At 38.4% G+C, this 22,948-nt stretch carries 21 protein-coding genes; 3 read left to right on the top strand and 18 right to left on the bottom strand.

What is annotated here, in order from left to right; all coding sequences use genetic code 11:
- Window positions 1-59: 59 nt before the first annotated feature.
- The 5 genes from ACHFIY_RS14700 to ACHFIY_RS14680 form a co-directional block, all read right to left on the bottom strand.
- Window positions 60-719 (bottom strand): CBS domain-containing protein, encoded by a 660-nt coding sequence (locus tag ACHFIY_RS14700; protein ID WP_410846867.1) that lies wholly within the window; start codon window positions 717-719, stop codon window positions 60-62.
- A 137-nt stretch (window positions 720-856) separates the two neighbouring features.
- Window positions 857-1,618: an alpha/beta fold hydrolase gene (locus ACHFIY_RS14695; RefSeq protein ID WP_410846866.1), complete on the bottom strand. Its 762-nt coding sequence runs from the start codon at window positions 1,616-1,618 to the stop codon at window positions 857-859.
- 138 nt (window positions 1,619-1,756) lie between these two features.
- A complete protein-coding gene (locus ACHFIY_RS14690) occupies window positions 1,757-2,290 on the bottom strand; it encodes a CvpA family protein (protein ID WP_410846865.1) in 534 nt (177 codons plus the stop codon).
- Window positions 2,291-2,559: 269 nt separating this feature from the next.
- Window positions 2,560-3,267, bottom strand: a complete 708-nt coding sequence (locus tag ACHFIY_RS14685; protein ID WP_410846864.1) for a class I SAM-dependent methyltransferase — start codon at window positions 3,265-3,267, stop codon at window positions 2,560-2,562.
- A gap of 827 nt (window positions 3,268-4,094) precedes the next feature.
- A complete protein-coding gene (locus ACHFIY_RS14680; RefSeq protein WP_410846863.1) occupies window positions 4,095-5,711 on the bottom strand; it encodes a DUF4139 domain-containing protein in 1,617 nt (538 codons plus the stop codon).
- Window positions 5,712-6,220: 509 nt separating this feature from the next.
- On the opposite strand from ACHFIY_RS14680, the gene ACHFIY_RS14675 reads away from it, so the two are divergent.
- Both ACHFIY_RS14675 and ACHFIY_RS14670 read left to right on the top strand, forming a co-directional pair.
- A complete protein-coding gene (locus ACHFIY_RS14675; RefSeq protein WP_410846862.1) occupies window positions 6,221-6,778 on the top strand; it encodes a hypothetical protein in 558 nt (185 codons plus the stop codon).
- Window positions 6,779-6,922: 144 nt separating this feature from the next.
- The gene (locus tag ACHFIY_RS14670) at window positions 6,923-7,324 is read left to right on the top strand and encodes a hypothetical protein (RefSeq protein ID WP_410846861.1); all 402 of its coding nucleotides are present in this window, start codon (window positions 6,923-6,925) and stop codon (window positions 7,322-7,324) included.
- Between the two features lie 14 nt (window positions 7,325-7,338).
- Here ACHFIY_RS14670 and galE read toward each other — a convergent pair whose 3' ends face one another.
- From galE to ACHFIY_RS14645, 5 genes are all read right to left on the bottom strand, one after another.
- A complete protein-coding gene (galE, locus tag ACHFIY_RS14665; protein WP_410846860.1) occupies window positions 7,339-8,361 on the bottom strand; it encodes a UDP-glucose 4-epimerase GalE in 1,023 nt (340 codons plus the stop codon).
- Between the two features lie 237 nt (window positions 8,362-8,598).
- Window positions 8,599-9,024 carry a PepSY-like domain-containing protein gene (locus tag ACHFIY_RS14660; RefSeq protein WP_410846859.1) on the bottom strand — a complete coding sequence of 142 codons (426 nt, stop codon included), beginning with the start codon at window positions 9,022-9,024 and terminating at the stop codon, window positions 8,599-8,601.
- A gap of 95 nt (window positions 9,025-9,119) precedes the next feature.
- Window positions 9,120-11,309, bottom strand: coding sequence for a TonB-dependent receptor (locus tag ACHFIY_RS14655; RefSeq protein ID WP_410846858.1), 2,190 nt, complete (start codon window positions 11,307-11,309; stop codon window positions 9,120-9,122).
- Window positions 11,310-11,900: 591 nt separating this feature from the next.
- On the bottom strand, window positions 11,901-12,347 hold the full coding sequence (locus ACHFIY_RS14650) for a MarR family winged helix-turn-helix transcriptional regulator (RefSeq protein WP_410846857.1): 447 nt from the start codon (window positions 12,345-12,347) through the stop codon (window positions 11,901-11,903).
- A gap of 256 nt (window positions 12,348-12,603) precedes the next feature.
- Entirely contained in the window at window positions 12,604-13,635 is a 1,032-nt protein-coding gene (locus ACHFIY_RS14645; RefSeq protein ID WP_410846856.1) for a radical SAM/SPASM domain-containing protein, read from the bottom strand.
- A gap of 927 nt (window positions 13,636-14,562) precedes the next feature.
- Between ACHFIY_RS14645 and ACHFIY_RS14640 the strand changes: the two genes are divergently transcribed.
- On the top strand, window positions 14,563-15,390 hold the full coding sequence (locus ACHFIY_RS14640; protein WP_410846855.1) for a glycoside hydrolase family 25 protein: 828 nt from the start codon (window positions 14,563-14,565) through the stop codon (window positions 15,388-15,390).
- 145 nt (window positions 15,391-15,535) lie between these two features.
- On the opposite strand, the gene ACHFIY_RS14635 is transcribed toward ACHFIY_RS14640, so the two are convergent.
- From ACHFIY_RS14635 to ACHFIY_RS14600, 8 genes are all read right to left on the bottom strand, one after another.
- Window positions 15,536-16,138: a DUF420 domain-containing protein gene (locus ACHFIY_RS14635; protein WP_410846854.1), complete on the bottom strand. Its 603-nt coding sequence runs from the start codon at window positions 16,136-16,138 to the stop codon at window positions 15,536-15,538.
- 33 nt (window positions 16,139-16,171) lie between these two features.
- Window positions 16,172-16,984 (bottom strand): SCO family protein, encoded by an 813-nt coding sequence (locus ACHFIY_RS14630; protein ID WP_410846853.1) that lies wholly within the window; start codon window positions 16,982-16,984, stop codon window positions 16,172-16,174.
- A gap of 116 nt (window positions 16,985-17,100) precedes the next feature.
- Window positions 17,101-17,532, bottom strand: a complete 432-nt coding sequence (locus tag ACHFIY_RS14625; RefSeq protein WP_410846852.1) for a cytochrome C oxidase subunit IV family protein — start codon at window positions 17,530-17,532, stop codon at window positions 17,101-17,103.
- Between the two features lie 35 nt (window positions 17,533-17,567).
- Window positions 17,568-18,251, bottom strand: a complete 684-nt coding sequence (locus ACHFIY_RS14620) for a cytochrome c oxidase subunit 3 (RefSeq protein WP_410846851.1) — start codon at window positions 18,249-18,251, stop codon at window positions 17,568-17,570.
- A 78-nt stretch (window positions 18,252-18,329) separates the two neighbouring features.
- On the bottom strand, window positions 18,330-18,908 hold the full coding sequence (locus ACHFIY_RS14615; RefSeq protein WP_410846850.1) for a cytochrome c oxidase subunit 3: 579 nt from the start codon (window positions 18,906-18,908) through the stop codon (window positions 18,330-18,332).
- A 26-nt stretch (window positions 18,909-18,934) separates the two neighbouring features.
- Window positions 18,935-19,846, bottom strand: coding sequence for a heme o synthase (cyoE, locus tag ACHFIY_RS14610; RefSeq protein WP_410846849.1), 912 nt, complete (start codon window positions 19,844-19,846; stop codon window positions 18,935-18,937).
- Between the two features lie 109 nt (window positions 19,847-19,955).
- Window positions 19,956-21,785, bottom strand: coding sequence for a cytochrome c oxidase subunit I (locus ACHFIY_RS14605; protein WP_410846848.1), 1,830 nt, complete (start codon window positions 21,783-21,785; stop codon window positions 19,956-19,958).
- A 66-nt stretch (window positions 21,786-21,851) separates the two neighbouring features.
- On the bottom strand, window positions 21,852-22,928 hold the full coding sequence (locus ACHFIY_RS14600) for a cytochrome c oxidase subunit II (RefSeq protein WP_410846847.1): 1,077 nt from the start codon (window positions 22,926-22,928) through the stop codon (window positions 21,852-21,854).
- Between the last annotated feature and the right edge of the window lie 20 nt (window positions 22,929-22,948).

The raw sequence follows: 22,948 nt of genomic DNA, 5'->3' as shown, positions 1-22,948 counted from the left end.
GAATTAGGAATTAGGAATTAAGAATTAAAGACTTATAATTCATAACTCATAATTCCTAACTATAAATTTAGGTATGCCATCAGGTGATTGTAATTTTCCTTTAGCTCATTGGCATATAGTTCTTCACCAAAATAATACCTCACTACATAATCGTACCGTTGGAAGGTAGCAATAATATCGCTTATTTCCAGCTTGTTTATTTTTACAGACACTATTACCAACCCAGTATCTGCTTCTGTATAAGTATTCAGTTGGGTAATATAGGCATCGTTGGTTTCTACTAGCCGGCTAATTTCGCCAAAAGAATAGTTGCGCCTTTCTACTTCCAGCACAATAACTGCACCTGGTTCATCATTGCCCAAGTACTTTGACAATTGCTCCAGCAAAACCTGCGAGGTAATAATGCCTTGGTATTCTTTTGTTTCGTTTACCACTGCCACAAGCGAACTGCTGTTTTCTACCATGGCTTTCAACGCCGTTAAGAAAAATGCTTCTTTTTTTACACTGGTATCTATAAATTGGTGTTGCAAGCTGGCAAGTGTAGCATCTTCATCGGCATCTAGCAAATCGTCTTTTGCAATGATGCCTGTGAAATTTTCTTTCACAACTACAGGTAGTTGCGTTATTTCATAATCATCCATCAATTGCAAAGCAAAAGATACCTTGTCCTGCAACTGAAGGCTGGGGTAATCTGTTTGTATCAATGCTGCAACTAACATAATGTTATGCGATTAAATAATTAATTTATAACCTAATATAATCCTTTTACTAAATAGTATCCCTACTATTCAGATACGCATTTACTTATCCTCTGTGTTATTGGGGCATAAAAAATTCCCATTCTCAACAACTATTCTTAAACCTTGAACTTTACTAGGAAATTATACAATATTTCATTAAACTCACTCGGTACTTCCATCATGGGCGCATGGCCGCATTTGTCTATAAAATATAATTCGCTATTGGGTATCAACTTGTTGAACTCCCGCCCTACAAAGGGGGGGGTTATGGTATCGTTATTGCCCCATATCAGCAAAGTGGGCTGCTTTATCTGGTTCAGTTCCTCATTGAGGTTGCTGCGGATGGCACTTTTGGCCAAGGCAATAATCTTAATCACTTTAAGGCGGTTGTTGGTAATTTCAAAAACCTCGTCTACTAACGCTTGATCTGCTAAGTTGGGGTCGTAAAAAGTAAGCTGTGCTTTCTTTTTAATGTATTCGTAATCGCCTCGCTTGGGGTAGCTGTCTCCCATCCCGTTTTCAAACAAGCCAGAACTTCCCGTAAGGGTTAATGTTTTAATTTTTTCTGGGTGTCTTAAAATATGTGTCAAGGCAATATGCCCACCTAGGGAGTTGCCTAGCAAATGGATATTGTTGTAACCCCTTAAATCAATAAAGCCGTTTACGTGTTTTTCTAGCCCACTTACTGTAGTATGGAAAATATCCAGTTCAAGCAAAGGCAACAAAGGAACTATTACCCTGTACTTTTTCTTGAAAAATTCAATTAAATCCCTGAAATTACTCAAGGCACCAAACAGACCGTGCAGCAATAGCAATGGCTCGCCCTCGCCTTCTTCTATGAATTTATATTTGTCTTGTTGTTTAACCGTATAATCCATGTACTATTTTCTTAAATAAACATTTTGTGTTTATCTGCAATAGGTACAAATAAACGCAAAATAGAGCAATTGAATGCTGCTAAATACTTAGCAGTGCCTTGTAAACTTTTTTTTAACAAATAGGATACTTGCTTTTGGCTATATTTTTTTTGAAGCGGCTTCAAAATACCCTTCCAACGCCGTGAACATATCCCTGAAAACTGGGAAAACTTTTGCTATCCCATTAATAGCTACCGGTGCCCAAGGCTGCACAAAAGCATAACATTTTGAAGCGTGTAAAATGCTATCTGTAAACACATTTAACTGCACGGCATAAAACAAAACCACACTAAATATAGTGGTATATAATGAGAAATACAACAATATGCCGCCTGCCTTGTTCAGCCAGCCCATCAACATCAACTCCACCGTCTTCTGCAAAAGCCCCGCCGCAAGCCGCACAAGTGCAATTACACCCACCATTACCAAAATAAAAGAAAGGAACGGCAGCCAAGCAGCATTGATATGCGTGCCAGTTTTCAGCCATATTGCCACAACGGCAGATAGCTTTATGGCCGCAGCCAATCCGATTAGCATTCCTGCGTAAGAAAATATAGCAACAATAAACCCCCTGTTGAAACCCTTGTATAGGGCAAACAGCAACAAAATAAAGTATGCAATATCAATAAACATATTAATCAGCGCTTCGCTTAAATAATTAAAATACGGGTAGACTAAATTTAACCACAAGGCACACAAAGGATTTACACAAAGGGCACTAAGTAAAATTCGGGATACTTAGGAGTGGCATGTTATGTCTAAATGGCGCATGGCTACTCAGAAACGCTGATATACAACTTATGAATTGTCCAAATTCCTAGTATCTTTTATATACCATCCCTTGTGTGCCTTGTGTTTCTTATTCCTTGTGTACCTTGTGGTAGAATAGCTTGCTGGCGAATTTATACAAAGGCATTGTTTTCTGTCAATAATAATATGGAATAGCCACCAATGGTTTTTGTGCAGAACTTTTTATGCAGGCTGAACAACAGCTTCCTTGCAAGGTTAGCTATTTTTTGCTTGGTGGAAACAGTGGTAAAAGTAGGCTCCGTATATAGTTTATCTATTATTTTAAACCCTTTGTCCATCAGGATACTTTCTATAAACCCTTCGGTAAAATTATGGATATGCCCCACCCTTTTTTTAGATTCTATCAGCATTTCCTCCCTGAACAAAGACCATACGCACATATCGAGTGGGATGTGGAAAATAGTGTATTTGCTTTTAGGGGCAATGCTAGTTAAAAAACTAAAATAATCATCCAAGTGTTCTATCACGTCTATTACCAGCAGCAAGTCGAAAAAAGAGGTGTCGCCAGCCAGTGTTATGTCTTTTTGTTCAAACTGTATCTTGTTTGTTGCTTTTCTGCTGGCAATAGCAATGGCATCGCTTGAAATATCAAAACCAAAAAACTGGGTAGCGGTAGGGTATTTCTGGGCAAGCTGTAGCAATATTTCCCCACTTCCACAGCCTACCTCGCATACGGTATTGAAATGGATAGGATGCTTTTTAAGTAATTCTTCAATTTTGCCTCCTTTAAAAGGGGCATCTTCCTCATGCCAAGTAGGATTGTTTTTCAGGTAAGTGCTATCGTGGTAAATGATGCTCATTTAATCTTTCTTCTTTTTCTTAATGTTGCTGCGCTTTTTTGTGGCTTCTTGGCAATAGTACAACAAGCCCGCCTAATGGCAAGGGTTGCGGCTGCATTTCAAAACTTCACTATTTGTTTATCCTAAAATAGCTATATCTACTGTAACCCTGAGAGGCGATACTAGGCGAACACATCTTTTTTATACCCTTTTTTGGAGGTATTGCCACCCTTTTTTTGGGAGGGCATTTTGCCCCTGATTTTAAACTTTAGACCTTATTTGAACGTAACTCATTGAAATACAGTATTTTATGTTTTTTATAAGTGAGTGATTTGTGAGTGTTTTATGAGTGTTTTATGAGTGAAAAATGAGTGATTTGTGAGTGTTTTGTGAGTGAAAAGTGAGTGATTTGTGAGTGAAAAGTGAGTGTTTTTTTGAGTGGGAAATGTACATATTACAACTTTTTTATTTTGATGTTAAAAATATTGCCACGAGGCTAAGGACGTATGCTAGGACATCCGGTTCGTTATGGGGCCGACTATGACAAAGGGAGCCATATAGTGTAAAATTGGGGATAATTTACGGGATATTGAAAAATACAATCCTATATGGGAGAAATATGCCCCCATATACGGGGAATTATACCCCCATATAGGGGGAATTATGCATTATGGTTAAATCTTTTATTAAAAGATGTGTACGCATATTACCTCCTCGGAGGGGGTTAGGGGGTAGGTCTTTTACAATCACTTATTGAAGCTTTTTATAAATACAAAACAATAAAAGCGATGATTTGAAATACACCCAGGTTTGCCAACTTTCAAAAGGTGGGCAACCCTAAAATACCCCTAATTCAAATTCAATGTTTTATCCTTGGGGTATTTAACCGTGTAGGTAAACTTTACTTTTTTGCTTTCGCCCGAAGGGATGGCCAGTTGCCAGTTTAGGACACCAATGTCATTGTTTACCGATCCGCCGCTTACTTCTACCAATTCTACTTCTATTTCCTTGTTGGTACTTAGCGGAAACTGGTCTTTTAATTGCAGGTTAATACCTTCTTTCTTATTGTTTTTGATGGTGATTTCGTAGATAAACCGTTGTAATTTATTGCTGCCAAGAAATTTCACGCTGCTATAATCTACCAGTTTGTCCCTTTTTATCACTACCCTTTTGTCTTTGCCAAGAGTAAGGTTCAGGGTGTCTTGCGTGGCATTGGGGTCAATAAAGGTTTTGCCAGTGTATGTGCCTTCCAGTATCACATTGGCTTCGCCTGGCAATAGGTTCAGTTTTTCCCAGTCGGCTATCTCGGCCAATATATAGGCATCTCTATCTAGTTTAGGCACTGCATAGTGCTTGTAGGTGGCGGCTACTTGGTAGGTTTTCAACACTGCGGTTTGTGCCTTGCCCGTGGTGAGTATATCGTACGGCACATCAATGTCAAAAGTTACATTAAGGGTATTGTCTGATACAGCAACATATTCTTCCAGTGGTTTTTGCATTGCCATTGCAGGCGCATCGTTATCTGCCCTTAAGGCTGTTTCTGAACTTGATTTATAGCTGGCAACAGAGTTGACCATCATCCTTCTTTCCATATAGGCAACAGGATTGGTATAGTTTAAAAACCAAGCATTTAAAACTGGTGCCTGCCCCGATTGGCCTGGCGTGGCAGTGGATAGTGCCAGTTTTACCTGCTTCCAGTCTATGCCTGTTTCTTGGTCTATAACCGCTTTGTAAACCAGTTTCAGGGGGCTTTTTATATCATCCACCCGCAAGTCGTAAATGGGGCTCCAATGCGCATTCTGTGCTATATAGCTGATGCCAAAATTGTATTTGCCCGTTTCGCCCACTAATAGTTGCAAGGTGAGCACCCCACTCGTGGCTACATTTTTTTGCTGCTCTTCCTGAAGCTGGGCATTCAGCTTATTTATAAGCTCCTGCATTTTGTTCTTTTTTTCTTGCAGCTGGGCAACCTCTGTTTGCAGCTCGCTGGCTTTTGTTTTGTAGTAGTCCATTAGTTTTATAAGTTCTGCCACGCTCATGCCTGTTTGTGTCCCTTTTATTTCCCGGTTTAATTTTAAAACACCTAATAATTCGGTATCGTTGGTTATAGACAAATCTGTTTTTGAAATGATGCGCCGAATGGCTTCTATGGAGTCTTCTAGCAAAATTACCCGTGGGCTTTTTACCGAGCTTTTCAGGTAGTTGTTGCTAAACTCATTGCTTAATAAAGTAACGCCATCTGGCATTTTTATCTGTATGCTATTGATGTCTATGGCATTGCTAAGCTGGCCTATCACCAATTCATTGGTTCCTTGTTTCAGCGTGGCGGTAGCAGTGTGCATCATTTCGGCGCCTGAACGGTAAACGGTTACCGATTGCAAGCGGGCAGCAACCGTAGGCTTATCGGCTTGGGCAGTAGCCGCAAGGCTGATAAACATTAAAAAACAAAAAAATAATTTTTTCATATACGTTGTTATTTATTTTCTGATGACTAAAGAATTTCGACGGTTTGAATGATTGCGAAGCTGTCAAAAAAAAATTCATGCAGCTTATTTTAGTAAAATACTTTCTTAATAATAATAGTAGATGGCATGACCTGCATAATTACATAATTTAAAATGCCTATTTGAAGTTAAAAAAGTGTTATTGGCACGATTTTAACGCATTTTGAATGAAAATATAAAAAAAAGTAACTGTTAAAATACTAAAACCCAATTTTAAACGTTCTTATATAGTGCAGGATAGTGGGTTGTACAAATCAAGCCCAATTGAGGTGAGACAAGCATCAGTATATCCCTTAATATAGGGGTATTTAGTTATTTTGACAATATTGAACTACTTTAGCGAAAAATAAAATAGAATTTGCATGAATAGGTTTATTACATTATTAAGTATTCTAATTGCAATTAGCTTATTTGAAGCTTGTGTACCTAAAAAACCGGTTTATCAAGCGCCTCCCGTTTCGGTACAAAGAATGGATCCCCCTGTTTCCAAAGATCCTTATGTGCCATTCACGCGTGAGTTGTTCGATAAGCTCAGCAGCCGCAATATTGATTTAAAAGCAGTGCAGTATTATATTGACCAGCAATTGGTGCTTAGCCGAGGGATTGACAATGATCAAGTGGCTGTAAAAAATGGTGTGATTAAGTTTAGCAATGGCAAATATGTGAATGAAATTGTTATCCCTCAAAACACGCCAGTAGTGCTGGAATCAATAGAAGGCGATGGGCTTAGGGTAAATGCCGACAATGGCACCAACACACTTAAATTCTTGAACTCGAAGCAGTATTCACCTGTCAACTATATCTTTAACCCCGACAAATGGAACAAAGATGGCACCTGCGAAGTAAACTATGACAACAATAAATACACTGTTAGTTGCCCTACATGCAGTACCAACTCGCCAAACGAAGCAAAATTGGTAGTAAAACAAAGTGCCATCGACAATATGGACAAGAATACAAAAATTCTTAAAGGCAGGATAATTGGTAATGGCAATAGTGGCGGCAATGGAAGCAATCCTAATTATTAGATCAAAAAAAATATTTTCTTGAAAAAAGGTAGTAAGCAATAGTTGCTTACTACCTTTTTTATTTAACTTTACTTTTGCATTTGTTCCGCTAAGAACGTTTGCTGCTTGCCTATTAGTTAATTTAAAATCATAAAACAAGTAAAGATGAACTATGACGATGAAAAATTGAAATGGGAGGAAGAAGCAATGGCAGCCAAGCTGAATGCCATTGGTGATTGGTATAAGCAAGCAGACTTTGAAGAAATGAAAAATGTAGTGAACGGATACGCTACTCACTTGCTGCAAATAGGTACCAAAGAAAACCCTGACGAAGCAGAAAAACAAGCCTTCCAAGAAGGGTATGCACTCATAAAACAAGTGGCCATTGGGCTGACGCTGAACTTGGAAATACTGGAAGAAAAACTGGAACGCATGTCTTCCATGTATTACCAACACATAAAAGCCTTGGCAGCCGATGGGGATGCCAAGGCAATAGCCATATACAAGGAACTAAAACCCCATTACTTAGACTTTATGAAAAGTAAATTGGAAAAGGCAGCCAATTAGTCGTAAGTAAAGACTTATGACTTATTACTTACGACTAATTCCCATTCCCAAGCAGTACGCATCATGTCCTCAAGTGTGTATTTTAATTCCCAACCCAGCCCTTCAACAGCCAGTTTATTGTCGGCATAAATAGCAACTACGTCGCCGCTGCGGCGAGGGCCAATTTCATAGTTTAGCTTCACGCCACTAACTGCCTCAAAGGTTTTGATGGCTTCCAGCACGGTAATGCCATTGCCAGAACCTAAGTTAAAAACATCGCACTTTGACACATTTTTTTGGTCAATCAAATATTGCAATGCAAGCGTATGCGCATGGGCAATATCGCATACATGGATATAGTCACGCAGGCAACTGCCATCCCTTGTAGGGTAATCTGAGCCATACACCATCATTTTAGGCAATTTGCCAATGGCTGTCTGGGTAATGGCTGGCACTAGGTTCATTGGCCTTCCAATGGGCAATTCGCCAATAAACGTAGTAGGGTGCGCGCCTACCGGGTTGAAATAACGTAGCAGTATAGAAGCACCATTTGCATTTTTAAAGAAATCTTCAATCACCACCTCGCCCATTTGCTTGGTAGCCCCGTAAGGGCTTTCTGCTTTCTTGGTAGGTGTTTTTTCGTTTACAGGTATGCTGTCGGGATTGCCATATACCGTGCAGGAAGAAGAAAAAACAAAATAAGGGACTTTAAATTCCTCCACGCATTTCAGTAGGTTGATGAGTGAAAACATATTATTTTCGTAGTAAAACAAGGGCTTTTCTACCGATTCGCCCACTGCTTTGTAAGCTGCAAAATGGATAATCCCAGTAATGTCTGTGTTTTCGAGGAAGATGCTTCGGGTGGCATCGTAATCTTTTAAATCAAGGGTATAGTTTTTTACTTTTACACCTGTTATTTTCTCTATCCCACCTATCGAGCCGATAGAAGAACGGGAATTGTTATCGACCGATACTACTTCAAACCCATTTTCTATTAAATCAACTATCGTGTGCGAGCCTATATAACCGCAACCACCTGTAACTAATATTTTTGCCATGATTTTTATTTATCAGGGTGGCAAATTAAGGAAATATGGGATGCAATAGTAAAGTAATCTGCTACTCAGGTATTTTTCGCCACAAAGGCTCAAAGTGGCACGAAGGAAAGCAAGAAGAAGAAAAAAGCACCTGTTTTATGTTATCCAATACCTTTAAACTTCTTTTTTTGTGGTTCTTAGTATTTTTTGCCTTTGTGGCAAAAAAAATAGCCTATTTGGTGAGTAGTAAGATAGATTTTAATCCTTTGCCTCCTTAATAAAATTCCCAGCCTTGTCAAACAGCACGTCTTTTCCTTTTAGCCCAGCCTCGTATATAACTTCTCCACCCGCTTTTGTAATACGGGCTGTTTCCGATATTTTGGCTTTCTTGTAGTGTCCGGCCATATACGCTAAGGCCTCCTTAGGAAATTCACCCTCTTTAATGGCAACTTCTGTTTCCAATAATTTGCCTGTGGCATCAATTAACAAACTCATTTTTTTGCCGTCTTGAACAAACGAAACTTCATAATTGCCATGTTCCAATTCCCATTTTGGTGTAGCAGCTTGGCTGTAATTTTTAGCGAAAGTAGTTTTTACGATAGCAGGTACTTTGTCGTCTTTCAGTTTTTGTGCTTGTAATTGTGTGCTTGCCAACACTAGTGTAGCAAATAATATGCGTTTCATATATCTATTTTGTTTTGTGATTATTTTTCGCCACAAAGGCTCTAAGGCTCAAAGTAGCATGAAGAAAAAAACATATCGAATGTGGTGAGTAACAACTATTTATTTGGCTTAATTGAAAACAATTTTATCCTTAAAGATAGGTTTACCACCCTGCCATCTATGGGTGCCCAAAGCGATTTGAAAACAGGGTTGCTTACCGGGCCTGTATATAAGGCTTCTTCCTTGCTTTGGCGGTAATCCAGCAGGTTCTCGCAATTGGCCACAAGGGTTATACGCTGGCCAAATTTCTTTTCTATCAGCAATGCCATGAACATATAAGCAGGCGTTTTGGTATAATCTTCTTCCCTGTGCTGAGGGCCCGTGTAGGAACCTTCCAAGCCAAAACGCCAGTTGTTTTCTATTTCGTACATGGCTACAAAGGCAAAGCGGTTTTTAGGGGTTATGGTTACAAATTTATTCACAGGCAAATAGTTCCTTTCGGCAATAGTGAAGGTATAACCCGCATACAATTCCCAATCTTCTAGGCTTAATTTTACATAGGTGTCAAACCCTTTGCTTGTTACATTGCTGCCTGCATTGTTGAAAACAACATTGCCATTGGCTAGTTCTGTAGCCACAACAGGATTGTTTATCTGGGTTAAAAAGAATGCTTGGTTAATAAAGATAGAGCTGTGGCCATCGAATTTTTTTTTATAGTTCACTTCTGCATTATAACCAAACGATTTTTCGGCTGCAATGTTTGCTGGCAGTGGCAGTATATTTTCAATATTATAGTCTTTGTTTTGCACGGTCAGGGCATTGGGTGTTTTATAACCTAGGCCAATGCCGAGCCGGGTAGCCCAATGCTCGTTGAAGCGGTGGAACAATGCCAGCCTTGGCAACACAAAATCGCCATATTGCGTATGGTGGTCGGCACGCAGGCCTGCTTCCAAAGTGGTTTCTTTAAACAACTTGCCTGTAAACTGGGCAAAAGCTCCAATGGTGTTGTTATCAAAATTGTTTAGCAACACAGGGTCAGATGGTTTGATGGTAAACTTATCACCAACTGCATTTACGCCCATTACCCAGCTATACTTTTCCTTGGGGATGAATAAGGACAATTCGCTAAAATAGTTAAACTGGTTGCCCTTGAAGAAATGCGTATTGGTAAGTATATTTCGGGTGAAGGAACTGATACTGTTTTTAAATTCCAATTTTTTGCCGCCGCCTAGGTTTTGTTCCACAACAAAATCACCTGTATGGCGGTTGGTTTTGTTTTCTTCAAAATATTGGTGGACAGCATCGGCTGTGCCTTTTATCAACTGCATGTCGCCGCCCCTGCGGGTTTCAAAAGTGCCTGTATAGCCTAGGGCAATAGTGGTATTGGAACTTGGGTAATAAAAAAAACGGGGGTGCACCACTACCGCATCTAGCTTAGGCACATCTGAAAAGCCATCTTTATTTACATCTACAGCATCCTGGTGGGTGATGCCAGCAAATACATTATAACCTACGATTTTGTTCCGTTTTGCTAAATAAGTATTAAAATTGCTTTCTGTAAGGGTAGAATGGTTAAGGGTTACAATACCATCTTGCTCATAAGAAGGCCGCTTGGAAATAAGGTTTACCAACCCGCCTATTGCCCCACCACCATAGAGCGTAGAAGCAGATCCTTTGATGAGTTCTATTTGTTTTAAGTCTAACGGGGGTATCTGCATAATGCCAAAGCCGCCGCTAAACCCATCGAAAAGTGGCATCCCATCTCTTACAAGCTGGGTGTAGCGGCCATCAAGCCCTTGTATGCGCACATTAGAATTGCCTGATACAGCAGACGATTGCTGTATTTGCACCCCGCTTACATCGCCCAATATGCTTGCAATGTTGGCGGGCTTTATGGTATTTTCCTCGTCCATTTCTTCCTTGCCCAGCACTTCTACCTTCAAAGGTGAATTTTCTATCCGTTGGTTGGTACGGGTAGAAGAAACCACGGTTACTTCCTCCAATGCTTTTTCCTCGGGCAAAAGGTAAATGGCAAGTGCTTCTGTTTGTGGGATGGTGATGGTGGTATCGAAAGCCTGGTAGCCTATATAAGAAAAACTTAGCTTGTGGTTGCCGGGTTTTAGTTTGTTGATGCTAATGCTGCTGTTGTCTTTGCTAGAAGGCAATGTTTTTTTGCCTTCGGCAATGGTAGCACCTGTTAATACTTCCCCCGTGGTTTTGTTTTTAAGGGTTGCCTTTAATGTGTATTGGGCTTTTGCCACCCCAATGCAACTAACCAGTAACCAAAAGAAAATCATTTTTTTCATCGTTCCAATATTGTTGAATCGATGCAAACATAAAACCTAATTCTGAAGGGAATTTGAAGAAAGGAGGGGCAAAAAGAGGACAGTTGTATATTTTTTAAAATATTATTTTTTGCCAAGGTTTTTATTAAAATAGTTTCAGTTTTGCCAATTTTGGGTTTTTTTGCCGTTTCCGAATTTTTTTTAAATTCTCACCTTCTTTGTAAACCATTGATTATCAATAACATTGTCGGATTTTTAGTAGATAAAAAAGTATAATTTATGATAATTTTACTATCATTTACTGATAATTTATTGATAGAAAACTGATAATAAACCAATCATTTTATGATAGTAAAGTGATTATTTATTGATAAGGAATTATAATACCCTAATTTTTAATAACTACTATTTTAATATTAGCAAAAAAAGAACTACGATACTGCCGCCTTGAAACTTGCTTTGTATCAGGTACATTTATACCTCAAAGGTAAGGTTTTTATAAATAAGAGTATGTTTCAGGACAAATCAAAAAAAGGCAACTCAGCGAAATTTTTTTTTGCACTCAAATAAACCCCTACAATTTAATTTTAATAATTTAGCTTATACCCTAAACTACCCCCTCATTTTATCTAGCAAAATATTCAATATAATAGCTTCTTGGGTAGATATGCCTGCTACCACATTGTCTAGGTTCATTTGTTGTTCATCCAAAGAAGCCAGCACTTCCAAGCCTTTTGCGCTAATCACTACATCCACCAATCTTTTATCCAATTTACTTTTTGCTTTTTCTACCAATCCTTTTTTAATAAGCCTTATTACCAACCGGCTGGTGTCGCTCATTTTATCAATCATCCGCTCCCTTATCTGCAGGGTGCTTAGGGCCGTTTTGCTGCCTTTTAAAATACGCAGTATATTGTATTGCTGAATAGTAATATCGGCAGGCTCCAGCAGCAGCCTTATTTTTTCTTGCAGCCAACTAGCTGTAAAAATTAGGTTCACAGTGGCTTTTTGATATTCGTTGCGAAAAGCAATTTGCTGTATTTCTTTTTCGATATTCATGGCAAGTATAGTCCACCTATTCCTTAGTAGGCGGCGTTTTTAGGTTTAAAGGTATGTGTTTTTGGGGGTTCACCACATAGGCACATAGTAAACATAGATTTATGTTGAAAAAAGAGAGAACACTTAGTTTTTTACTATATTTCCTATAAGATGCTGTACCCCAAAATTCAATATAAGCACTATGTTTTCTCTCTTTTGTCTTTTTCTTTCTATGTGTCCTATATGCCTATGTGGTAAGAATTAATTATCTATAAATTTAGTCTTCCCATACCGTAAGCCCTTCGCTGCAATTGGCACATATATCAATGTTTTTGCGGCTGGTCATTAGCTCGCTGCGGAATTGTTTGTAATTGCTATTGTTCCAAGTTTCCTTGAAACTTTGTGTTTTCAGGTTGCCAAGCTGGTGCGTGGCATCTTTGTCGAAACAGCAAGGCACTACCAAGCCATCCCATGTAATAACATTGGCGTGCCATAGCTTCCAGCAATGGTTTTGCAAGCCGCTTTTTGATTTCAGTTTACCGTCTTTCCCTTTCTTGTAACGGCTGTATTTTTCAATGGTTGGTATTAACTGGTTGGGGTCGTTTTCAAAATCATATACCTGAGCTGTTTTAAAACGCACTTGATCCACCCCTATTTCGGCACCTAGTTTTTTTATTTCTTCTATCTGGTGTTCATTGGGTTTTACTACTAAAAACTGAAAAAAGATAAAAGGTGTTTTGCTGTTGAGTTCTTTTTTCCATTTTACCACATTCCTTGCACCTTGCAATACCTTGTCTAAATTGCCACCTACCCTGTATTGCTGATATACATCTTGTGTGGTGCCATCAACAGAAATAATCAACCTGTTTAGCCCACTTTCCACTGTTTTCCTTGCTTTTTCATCGGTTAGGTAATGGGCATTGGTGCTGGTAGCTGTGTAAATGCCTTTGTCGCTGGCATATTTCACCATCTCCAAAAAATCGGGGTTAAGGAATGGCTCACCTTGGAAGTAGAAAATAAGGTACAATAATTCTTTATAAATATCGTCTATCGTTTCCCTGAAAAAATCTTTTTTCAACATGCCTGTAGGGCGTGTAAACTCCCTGAGGCCGCTTGGGCACTCGGGGCAACGCAGGTTGCAACTGGTGGTAGGCTCGAAAGAGATGGAGATAGGGTATCCCCACTGTACTGGCTTTTTCAGCAGCTTGCTATATTGGAAGCTTGCCATCACTTTAGTGGCGTTCCACAAGCGGCGGAAAGTCAATTTTTTAATAAGGTTGATGCTATCCTGCAAATTAAAATAAACCATAAACGTAAAATTAAGCTGCCTTGGGCTAATTGCAGCCAATAACAAGCCATACTTTCTTTTATCGAAAATAAATAAGTAACGTTTGCAACATAACTTTCCCCAATCGGGTTCATTCTAAAAGGTTAATTAACCGCAAAGGACACAAAGATTTTGCGCAAAGAAGCACAAAGGCAACCCTTTTTAAGGTAAACGTTTCACTTTAAGGACACAAAGTAGATTTCAAAATGGCAAATAAGATGAAAAAGGTGCATAAAAGTTTTTCGCTTTTTAGTGAAAAAACACCCTAGTGCCACCCTGCCCGCCACTTATCCCAAAAAGCCAGAACAAACACCCCACGGGCAAGAAGATGGGATGCAAAACGAGCACACTTATACAATTTCTATATTATTACTTTTTCCGGGTTTTTTATTAAAATAGTTTCAGTTTTGCCAATTTTCGGTCTTTTTTCCTATTCGCGATTTTTTGAAAAATTGTTCCCAAGCCTTTAAGTCATTGATTATCAACAATAACGGCAAAATTTTATGCGTATTTTGTGCCTATTTTGTGCCTATTTTGTGCTTATTTTTTGAGTGATCCGTGCATACTTTTTGCGTATTTCATGCTCATTTTGTGCGTACTTTTTGCGTATTTTACGGCCATCAATGCAAGGCTAATTTTTTAAGCTAAAACTATCTTAATATTAATAAAAAAAGAATTTTGATGCAAGTACTAGTTGATAGCTTGTAAAATACATTTAACCTGTTTTTTTAGCAAGTGCATTTCTGGCACAAAGATAAGGTTTTTAAAGATTGGAGAATATCGCCACAAAGCGAAAAACTTTTCTCTGTTGTACATTAACCAAAATTATACATGAGTAGTAACATAATTTATACACCCTTCCATGCTTTTTGTATTTAATATGCCACATTTGTACATTATCATTTCAAAATGGCTAAAAGCAAACCCCCTGTTACACGCAACCCAAGGAAACCTGCGGCGGCATCAACATATAGGAAAACCTGGATATATGGGCTGGTTACTGTATTGATGTTGATAACTGGCTTATTTATTACTTATGTAATAACTGTATGGAAGGCCCAAAAAGCAGAAGAAAGGGCAGAAGAAGCCATTTATAGTGCTTTTGGCATAGCCATACCAACGAACTACAGCATCCATGGAATTGATGTAAGCAGCCATCAAAATACCATTGCTTGGCCTTTGGTAAATACAATGCGCATCAACAACATAAGCATGGGTTTTGTATTTATAAAAGCCACCGAGGGGCTAAATGATATTGACAAAAACTTTGCAAAAAATTATAAAAACGCTAAGAAAGCAGGTATGGTTTGCGGGGCATACCATTTTTTCCTTTCTACAAAAAGCGGTGCGAGCCAAGCTGCTAATTATATAAAAAATGTACCGCTTAGCAAAGGTGATTTGCCCCCCGTGGTGGACATAGAAGAACTATACGGCGTGCCACCTGCGCTAATGCAGCAAAGGCTGAAAGAATGCTTGTCAATGCTGGAGCAGTTTTACAGAGTAAAGCCCATTGTATATAGTTATGTAGATTTTTACGAGCATTACCTTGGTAACTCGTTCAATAACTACCCGCTATGGATAGCCCACTACGAAGAACCAGAAAAACCACGCATAGGTAGGGACTGGCTTTTTTGGCAGCACAATGAGGCTGGGCATGTAAATGGTATTACCACCCCGGTAGATTGCAATGTGTTTAATGGCGACTCAACGGCTTTTAAAGATTTGCTGCTGCGGTAGCTGATTATTCATTTACCACAAAGGCACAAAGACTCAAAGTGGCACGAAGCTTTAAAGAAAAGAATTTAATCTTTTTTCTTTCTTAGTGCTGCTTTGAGCCTTTCTGCCTTTGTGGCTATTAACAAAATATTGAGGTAACAATAAACTATGCGTAGTATGGGCTTATCATAAAATAAACTACTGGGCCAGTAAGAGCAACATATAGCCATAATGGCCATGTAATCCTTGCGAGTTTTCTATGAGCTGGGAACTCGGCGGTCAAACCTCTGTATGCAGTAAACAATATAAATGGTAGGATAATAGTAGCTAAGAATATATGGGTACTTAAAATGGCATAATATATATACCTGATATTGCCTAGCATTTGCTTTTCATCGGCACTTACAATGCCATCGTGGTTGGCATCGCCAAACTTTGCCTCTGCTGCTAACAAATGGTGGGCAATATAGGAGACTAAAAAAACAATAGACAATACTAAGGCTGTAATCATTAATCTTTTGTGCAATAGGTAATTCTTGCCCAATTTTACAACTCCTAGAGCCGCTATTAGCAAAAATGCAGTACAAGTATTGATAAAAGCATTTAGCGTGGCAAAAAAATGAACGTTAAAACCAAGGTGAACAGACAGTTTAAATTTGCCAAGCAGCACTACTGCTGCAAATACTACCACAGAAAAAATACTGATTAACAATTTTGCCTGGCTATCATTTTTTTTGATTGTTGCGTCTAACATACTTATAGATTTCATATTTAGATTGAAATTTTTTATACTTTAAATCTATCACCCGTTTATTTTTTGCCTTTTTAGCATGTAAACAACAAAAAACACCACTGCTGTTATTACTATTGCCCACATCCATTTTAGGCTTATTATTTCTGCAAACACAGCACTTTTAGCATGTTTGTCTTTTTCCAACATTAGCAGCCCAATATCTCTAGCAAGTTGGCCTACGGCTAACGAATCTAACCCGTTATAATAGCCTCGTACAATATAATCCTTATCTAGCACTACAAAGCGATTGGTATGGACAAAATCAGAATCTATTGGAGTACCACTAAACTGGTCAACTTTAAGTTCTTCGAAAGCAAATTTTGAAATCTTTTTTTGATTGCCGGTAAGCATCCACCAATTATCATGGTTAACGCCAAATCTGTCTGCATAATCTTTCAATACAGGAACGCTGTCCCTGTCTGCATCAATTGAAAAAGAAACAAATTGTACTACAGAAGTATCAATTTTTTGCCTGATATCGCCCCCATTAATAAAAGAACGTTGCAGTTTTGCCATGTTTCGTGTAAGCCTTGGGCAAATACTGCCACATCGGGTAAAGAAGAAGTCGATAACGGTAATTTTGCCTGGTTTGTCGTAGAGGCTAACAGTATCACCTAGCTGGTTTATAAGGGTAATATTTGCCGTTTTGTGCCAAACTGTATCATTAATCCTTTTCCCATCCTTCACGCTTTCTACTACAGAGTCGAGCAAAAAATGGCGTGGCATATTCACTGCGCTTTCACTTGCTGTTTTTAAAACCATATAACACAGAACGGGTATTAAAATGGCAATGCACAACGAAAGAAAAGCTTTCTTATTCATCCAAATAATATTTTAGTGTGCATGAAGCAGAGGGAATTAAAAAACCATCGCCATTAAGCGATGGTTCTAAAATATTCATTTAACGATATACTATACATATTGTTTAAAAAGCTTTATTATTCCACTACTTTCTTTAAGCCTTCACCTTCCTCTTTCTTTTCAACGTTGGCAGGCGTATGTGCTTGCGCTTTTTTATAAGGGTCATAATTGTTCCTCAGGTTCTTGTATGAATTTCCTTCATATAAGAAAGCTGTAATAAACCATACAAATAACAACAGCGGCACACAAATGGTCATTATCAAGTTCTTTAGCTCATGCTTCAAGTGCATGAAATAACCAACTATGTAAAATGCCTTTACCATCATCAAAATAACAATAGTACCCTTAATTGCCAATCGTAAACCCGGCTGTGTTTCTGGATGAACGCTCATCATCCAAAAGCCTAAACCGAGCTCAATAAGGGTTAAAATGGTTAAATAACCAGTTACTTTCCAAATTTCTTTTACGGCCGAACCGTCGTCATGATGTACTTCTGCTGTATATTCCATAATAAATTTATTATACTTAAATCGTTAATAATGAATTAGATAAGATAAAAACAAGTGAATACAAATACCCAAACCAAGTCAACAAAGTGCCAGTACAAACCAGCTTTTTCAATCATCAGGTAATGGCCACGGTCTTCAAATTTGTCCATAAGCGTCATTACCAGCATGGTAATATTTATAATTACGCCGCTTAAAACGTGGAAACCATGAAAACCAGTAATAGTAAAGAAATAATTTGTGAAATTAGTGGAAGACTGAGTGCCATCGGCATTTAGGAAAGGGTTTGCACCCCACCAAGCACCTTCGCTATGCAGATGCCCCCACTCCCATGCTTGGCAACTAAGGAAGGCAATGCCACCAATAATAGTAAGGATAAGGTTTTTAACCACACCTTTTTTATCCATGCTATGCCCTGCATGAACAGCTAACACCATTGTTACAGAACTAACAATCAAGATAAAAGTCATTACACTTACAAATACCAACGGCGCATGTACCCCTTCTGGCGCAAATGGAAAACTCCTGAATACTTCATTAGGGTCTGGCCATCCATTAGACGAAAACCGAATGGTACCATAAGAGATAAGGAATGCTCCAAATGTAAAGGCATCGCTCATCAAGAAATACCACATCATTAGTTTGCCATACTCAACATTAAAAGGGCTTTTTCCACCACCCCACAATTTAGTGGGTACCGCTGTAGTTGTTATTGTACTCATAAGTTGTAAATAAAATTATCGCTACAAAAATATTAGCTAGTACTGAATAAATACGAATTAAAAGATTTTTTTTATAGATTATCTAGGCCAATTGAAAAATATAAAAAGGTAAATCCATAAAATATCCACAAAATGCCAGTAAGTACTTATTATTTCTAATGGCACGCTACTGTAATTTTTGATTTTACTGAAATATGCTTTAATAAAAAGCACCAAAATAGCAATGACACCAGCCAAAACGTGTACAATATGCAACCCCGTAATGATGCCTAAGAATGAAGTAGCCGAATTGCTTTTAACTCCAAATAAAGGTATTCCCCTTGATTCTAGATTATAAAAACCAACAAGTTGTAACGAGATAAATAGTACCCCTAAAAAAGCAGTAATACCAATTAATGTCCTATACTGCTTCATTTCCCTTGCAATAAATGCTTTCAAGCTTAGCTGAACGGTAATGCTGCTAATGATAATGGTAGCAGTACTATACCAAAAAACAAAAGGCAAAGAAAACTCTAACCAGTTGCTTTGGCTTCTTTTTACGATATAAGCGCTCGTTAAGCCCGCAAACATCATAATAATACTACCCATAGCTACCCAAAGGGTAAACTTATGCGGGTGTATCCGTTGTGGTTCCTTATTATTTGTTGCTGCCATCATCTTTACTAAATTTATAAACCCAGAATTTAATGTGCTTTATCTGCCAATAAACTCAAGAACACAATAGGCAAATAAATATAACTACTAAACATCACCCTTCTTGCCGCTTTAACACTCATCTCATTATATAAACGCACGCTTTGAAAAACAATAAACAGGTTGCAAGCAAGCAAAATCCAAAGGCTAACATTGCCAGCCAAATGATAATAATTGGGCAAAATACCCATTGGTATCATCAATACACTATACATAATGCACTGTATGGCTGTAAACTTTGTAGGCCCCTTATCGCTTGGCAACAACTTAAAGCCAACTTTGCTGTAATCTTGATGGGCTACCCATGCAATTGCCCAGAAATGCGGAAACTGCCAAAGGAATTGTATGCCAAAAAGTATCCATCCGCCTGCCCCAAAATCATCATTGCCAGCTACCCAACCAATCAAACAAGGTAAAGCACCAGGAAATGCACCTACCAATACGGCAATAGAGTTTATTTTTTTTAAAGGCGTGTAAATAAACGCATATAAAAAAAGGCTAAAGGCAGAAAGCAATGCAGCAGACATATTAAAATAGTACCACATCATTGCAACACCAAATATTCCTGACAAAGCAGCAAAAATATAAGCCTCTTGCTGGCTCATCCTGCCACTAGCTACTGGCCTAGTGCCAGTCCTTTTCATTTTGGCGTCTGTGTCTTTTTCCACAGCTTGGTTAATAGCGTTTGCACTACCTGTAACCAACATGCCAGCAATGAACAACAATACTACTAAAGACCAATTGTAAGTAACCAAATTAGGGGCAAACAAATAACAAATAACACAAGAAAAAACAACTGTAAAGCTCAACGTGAACTTTATCAACTGAAAATAGTCTTTCACCTTGGCTGCAATTCTGTACGAACTGGATGATTGCACATTTGTGGTGTTGGCCATTATCATTTGTCTAGTGAAAATTTATAAACGAAACCCAAAAACTTACTTTCTTAACAATAATGCCCTGAAACTTCAGGGCATTTATTTAACCTTTTATCTTTTTATTTATTTCTTTTTAATGATGGCTTTCATCAGCACCTACTGGCGTAGTCTGGCTAATAAATTCATGCCCATCTTTTCCATAGTCATAAGCCCAACGATATACTTCTGGTATTTCACCAGGCCAGTTGCCATGCCCAGGGTGTATTGGCGCAGTCCATTCCAAAGTATTTGAACCCCAAGGATTTTGAGAAGTAAGTTTCCTTCCTTTGAAAATAGAATAGAAGAAATTGCAGATAAACAAAAGCTGGGTAGCAAACACAATCATAGCCACGGTGCTAATAAACCTGTTTAAGTCTGTGAATTGTTTAAAACTTTCCCAGATACTATAATCATAATACCTACGAGGCATACCAGCAAGCCCTTCATAGTGCATTGGCCAGAATATAAGATACGCACCGCAGATTGTAATCCAAAAATGGACATAACCCAATGTATTATTCAAGAACTTGCCATACATTTTAGGGAACCAATGGTAAATACCTGCAAACATGCCAAACATACTAGCAACGCCCATTACTATATGGAAGTGAGCAATTACAAAATAAGTATCGTGCAAGTGAATGTCTAAAGCTGAATTGCCCAACCAAATACCCGTTAAACCACCAGAGATAAACAAACTTACAAAGCCTATTGCAAACATCATTGCTGGCGTAAACCTAATATTACCTCTCCATAGTGTTGTTAACCAGTTGAATACTTTAATAGCAGATGGAACCGCAATCAACAAAGTTAGCAATACGAAAATAGAACCCAAGAAAGGATTAAGCCCTGTAACAAACATGTGGTGTGCCCAAACCAAGAAAGCCAAAATTGCAATTGCAAACAAAGACCCAATCATAGCCATATATCCAAATATAGGCTTACGGGAGTTGGTACTCAATATTTCAGAAACCATGCCCATTGCTGGCAACAAAATGATATATACTTCAGGATGACCTAAGAACCAGAATAAATGTTGGTACAAAATAGCACTGCCACCTTCATTAGGCAATGCCCCCACCCCATTTACATATATATCAGACAAGTAAAAACTAGTACCAAAATTCCGGTCGAATATTAATAAGATAAAACCAGAAAAAAGAACTGGGAAAGACAAAACGCCTAATACAGCAGTAAAGAACAAAGCCCAGATAGTTAATGGCAATCTTGTCATGCTCATGCCTTTGGTACGCATGTTCAACACAGTGGCAATATAATTCAAACCACCTAGCAACGAAGAAACTACGAATAATGCCATGCTCACAATCCACAAATCCATACCCGTCTTAGAACCTGGAGAAGCATCGCCCAAAGCACTTAACGGCGGGTATGCAGTCCAACCACCACTAAAAGGCCCAGTTTCAACGAAAATAGAAGAAAGCATTACCAAGCCTGCTATAAAGAAGAACCAAAAACTAAGCATATTCATGAACGGAGAAGCCATATCCCTTGCACCAATTTGCAATGGGATAAGAAAATTTGCAAAAGTACCACTCAAACCAGCAGTCAATACAAAGAAAACCAATACAGTACCGTGCGTGGTAACCAAGGCATAATATGCTTCTGCACTAATGTGGCCACCTTTTGCCCATTTACCCAATATATCTTCCAACCATGGGAATGTGGAATCTGGGTAGCCGAGCTGCAGACGGAACAAAACACTCATCAAGCCACCCATTACAGCCCAAAACATACCAGTTATCAAAAACTGTTTAGCAATCATCTTATGATCCATGCTAAAAACATATTTCGATATAAAGCTATCATGATGTTCGTGATGGCCATGGTCGTGTAAATCGTGCACTGCATCATGTGCAGGCGCAATAATGGCTGAATGCCCCTGTAAAACAACTTCGTTACTCATAAAATTATCTTTACCAATTTATTACAATCAACTTACTTCAAAGTTGAAAATCTTAACTAAATAAACCTAAATTTTTACTTCTGCTTTTGCTGGTACTACTACTGGCACTTTAGCAGTTGCTGGTTTAGCAGAATCCATGGCTTGCTTAGCAGAAGGGTCTTTTTCCGGGAATGCTGCAAAATAGTAAGGCTTTTGCTTGGCCTGCCATGCATCAAACTCTGCTTGGGTTACTACTTGTATGATGCCTTTCATGGAATAATGACCATTGCCGCACATTTGGTCGCAACTGATTTCATACTGGAAATTTGGGTTCTTCGTCCTGTCCTGCATTTCCTTAGTAGTATATTTAGGCGTGAACCACATAGTAGTAGGAATACCTGGAACAGCATCCATTTTCATCCTGAAATGGACCAAACCTACGTCATGTATTACATCACGGCTTCCAATAATAAATTTTACAGGCTTTTCTTTTACTACATAAACAGTTTGTTCCGTTACAATATCGTCATGGGTCATTTTATCGTCCCAAACCAAGCCGAGACTGTTGGATGCATTATCAATATTTTTATAATACTTTTTACCTAATTCTTTATCAGCACCCGGATAACGGAATATCCAACCAAATTGTTTACCAGTAACTTCTATAACCTGAGCATCTTTAGGGGCTTCGCCAGTAAAAGAAAACCAGTTACGCAACCCAATTACAACCAACACGGTCAAAACAATAGCAGGAACAACCGTCCATAATAACTCTAGGTTAGTATTGTGCGGGAAGTAAAAAACTTTGTTGTTCTCTTTTTCTTGGTATTTATATGCAAACCAAAATAACAGTGCTTGCGTACCAACAAACACAGCACCAGTAACCCAAAGTGTTAACATTAACATTGAGTCAACCTTTTCGCCTTGCACGCTAGCAGCTCCCTGAACCAGCAATGTTTTTGGATAGTAAAGCTCATTGCAATACCAAACGCCAACCAAACCAGCTACCAAGAAAACTACCATTAGAAAGCCATTAATCTTGTTGCTTTGTTGCTTGCTATTTTTTTCGCCTTTCAATACAGCAACATATTCACTAGCTTTTGCTATCTGGAATATCACCAGGAAAAACAAAACTATAACAGCAATTACTAAATAAGTACTCATAAAAAATAAATATTTTTAAA

Origin of the sequence: Parasediminibacterium schistidii (assembly GCF_046546515.1) — a bacterium.
In the GTDB taxonomy this organism is placed as follows: Bacteria; Bacteroidota; Bacteroidia; order Chitinophagales; family Chitinophagaceae; genus Parasediminibacterium.
Note: the sequence above shows the minus strand (reverse complement) of the source record. Positions and strands in the feature narration are given on the sequence as shown.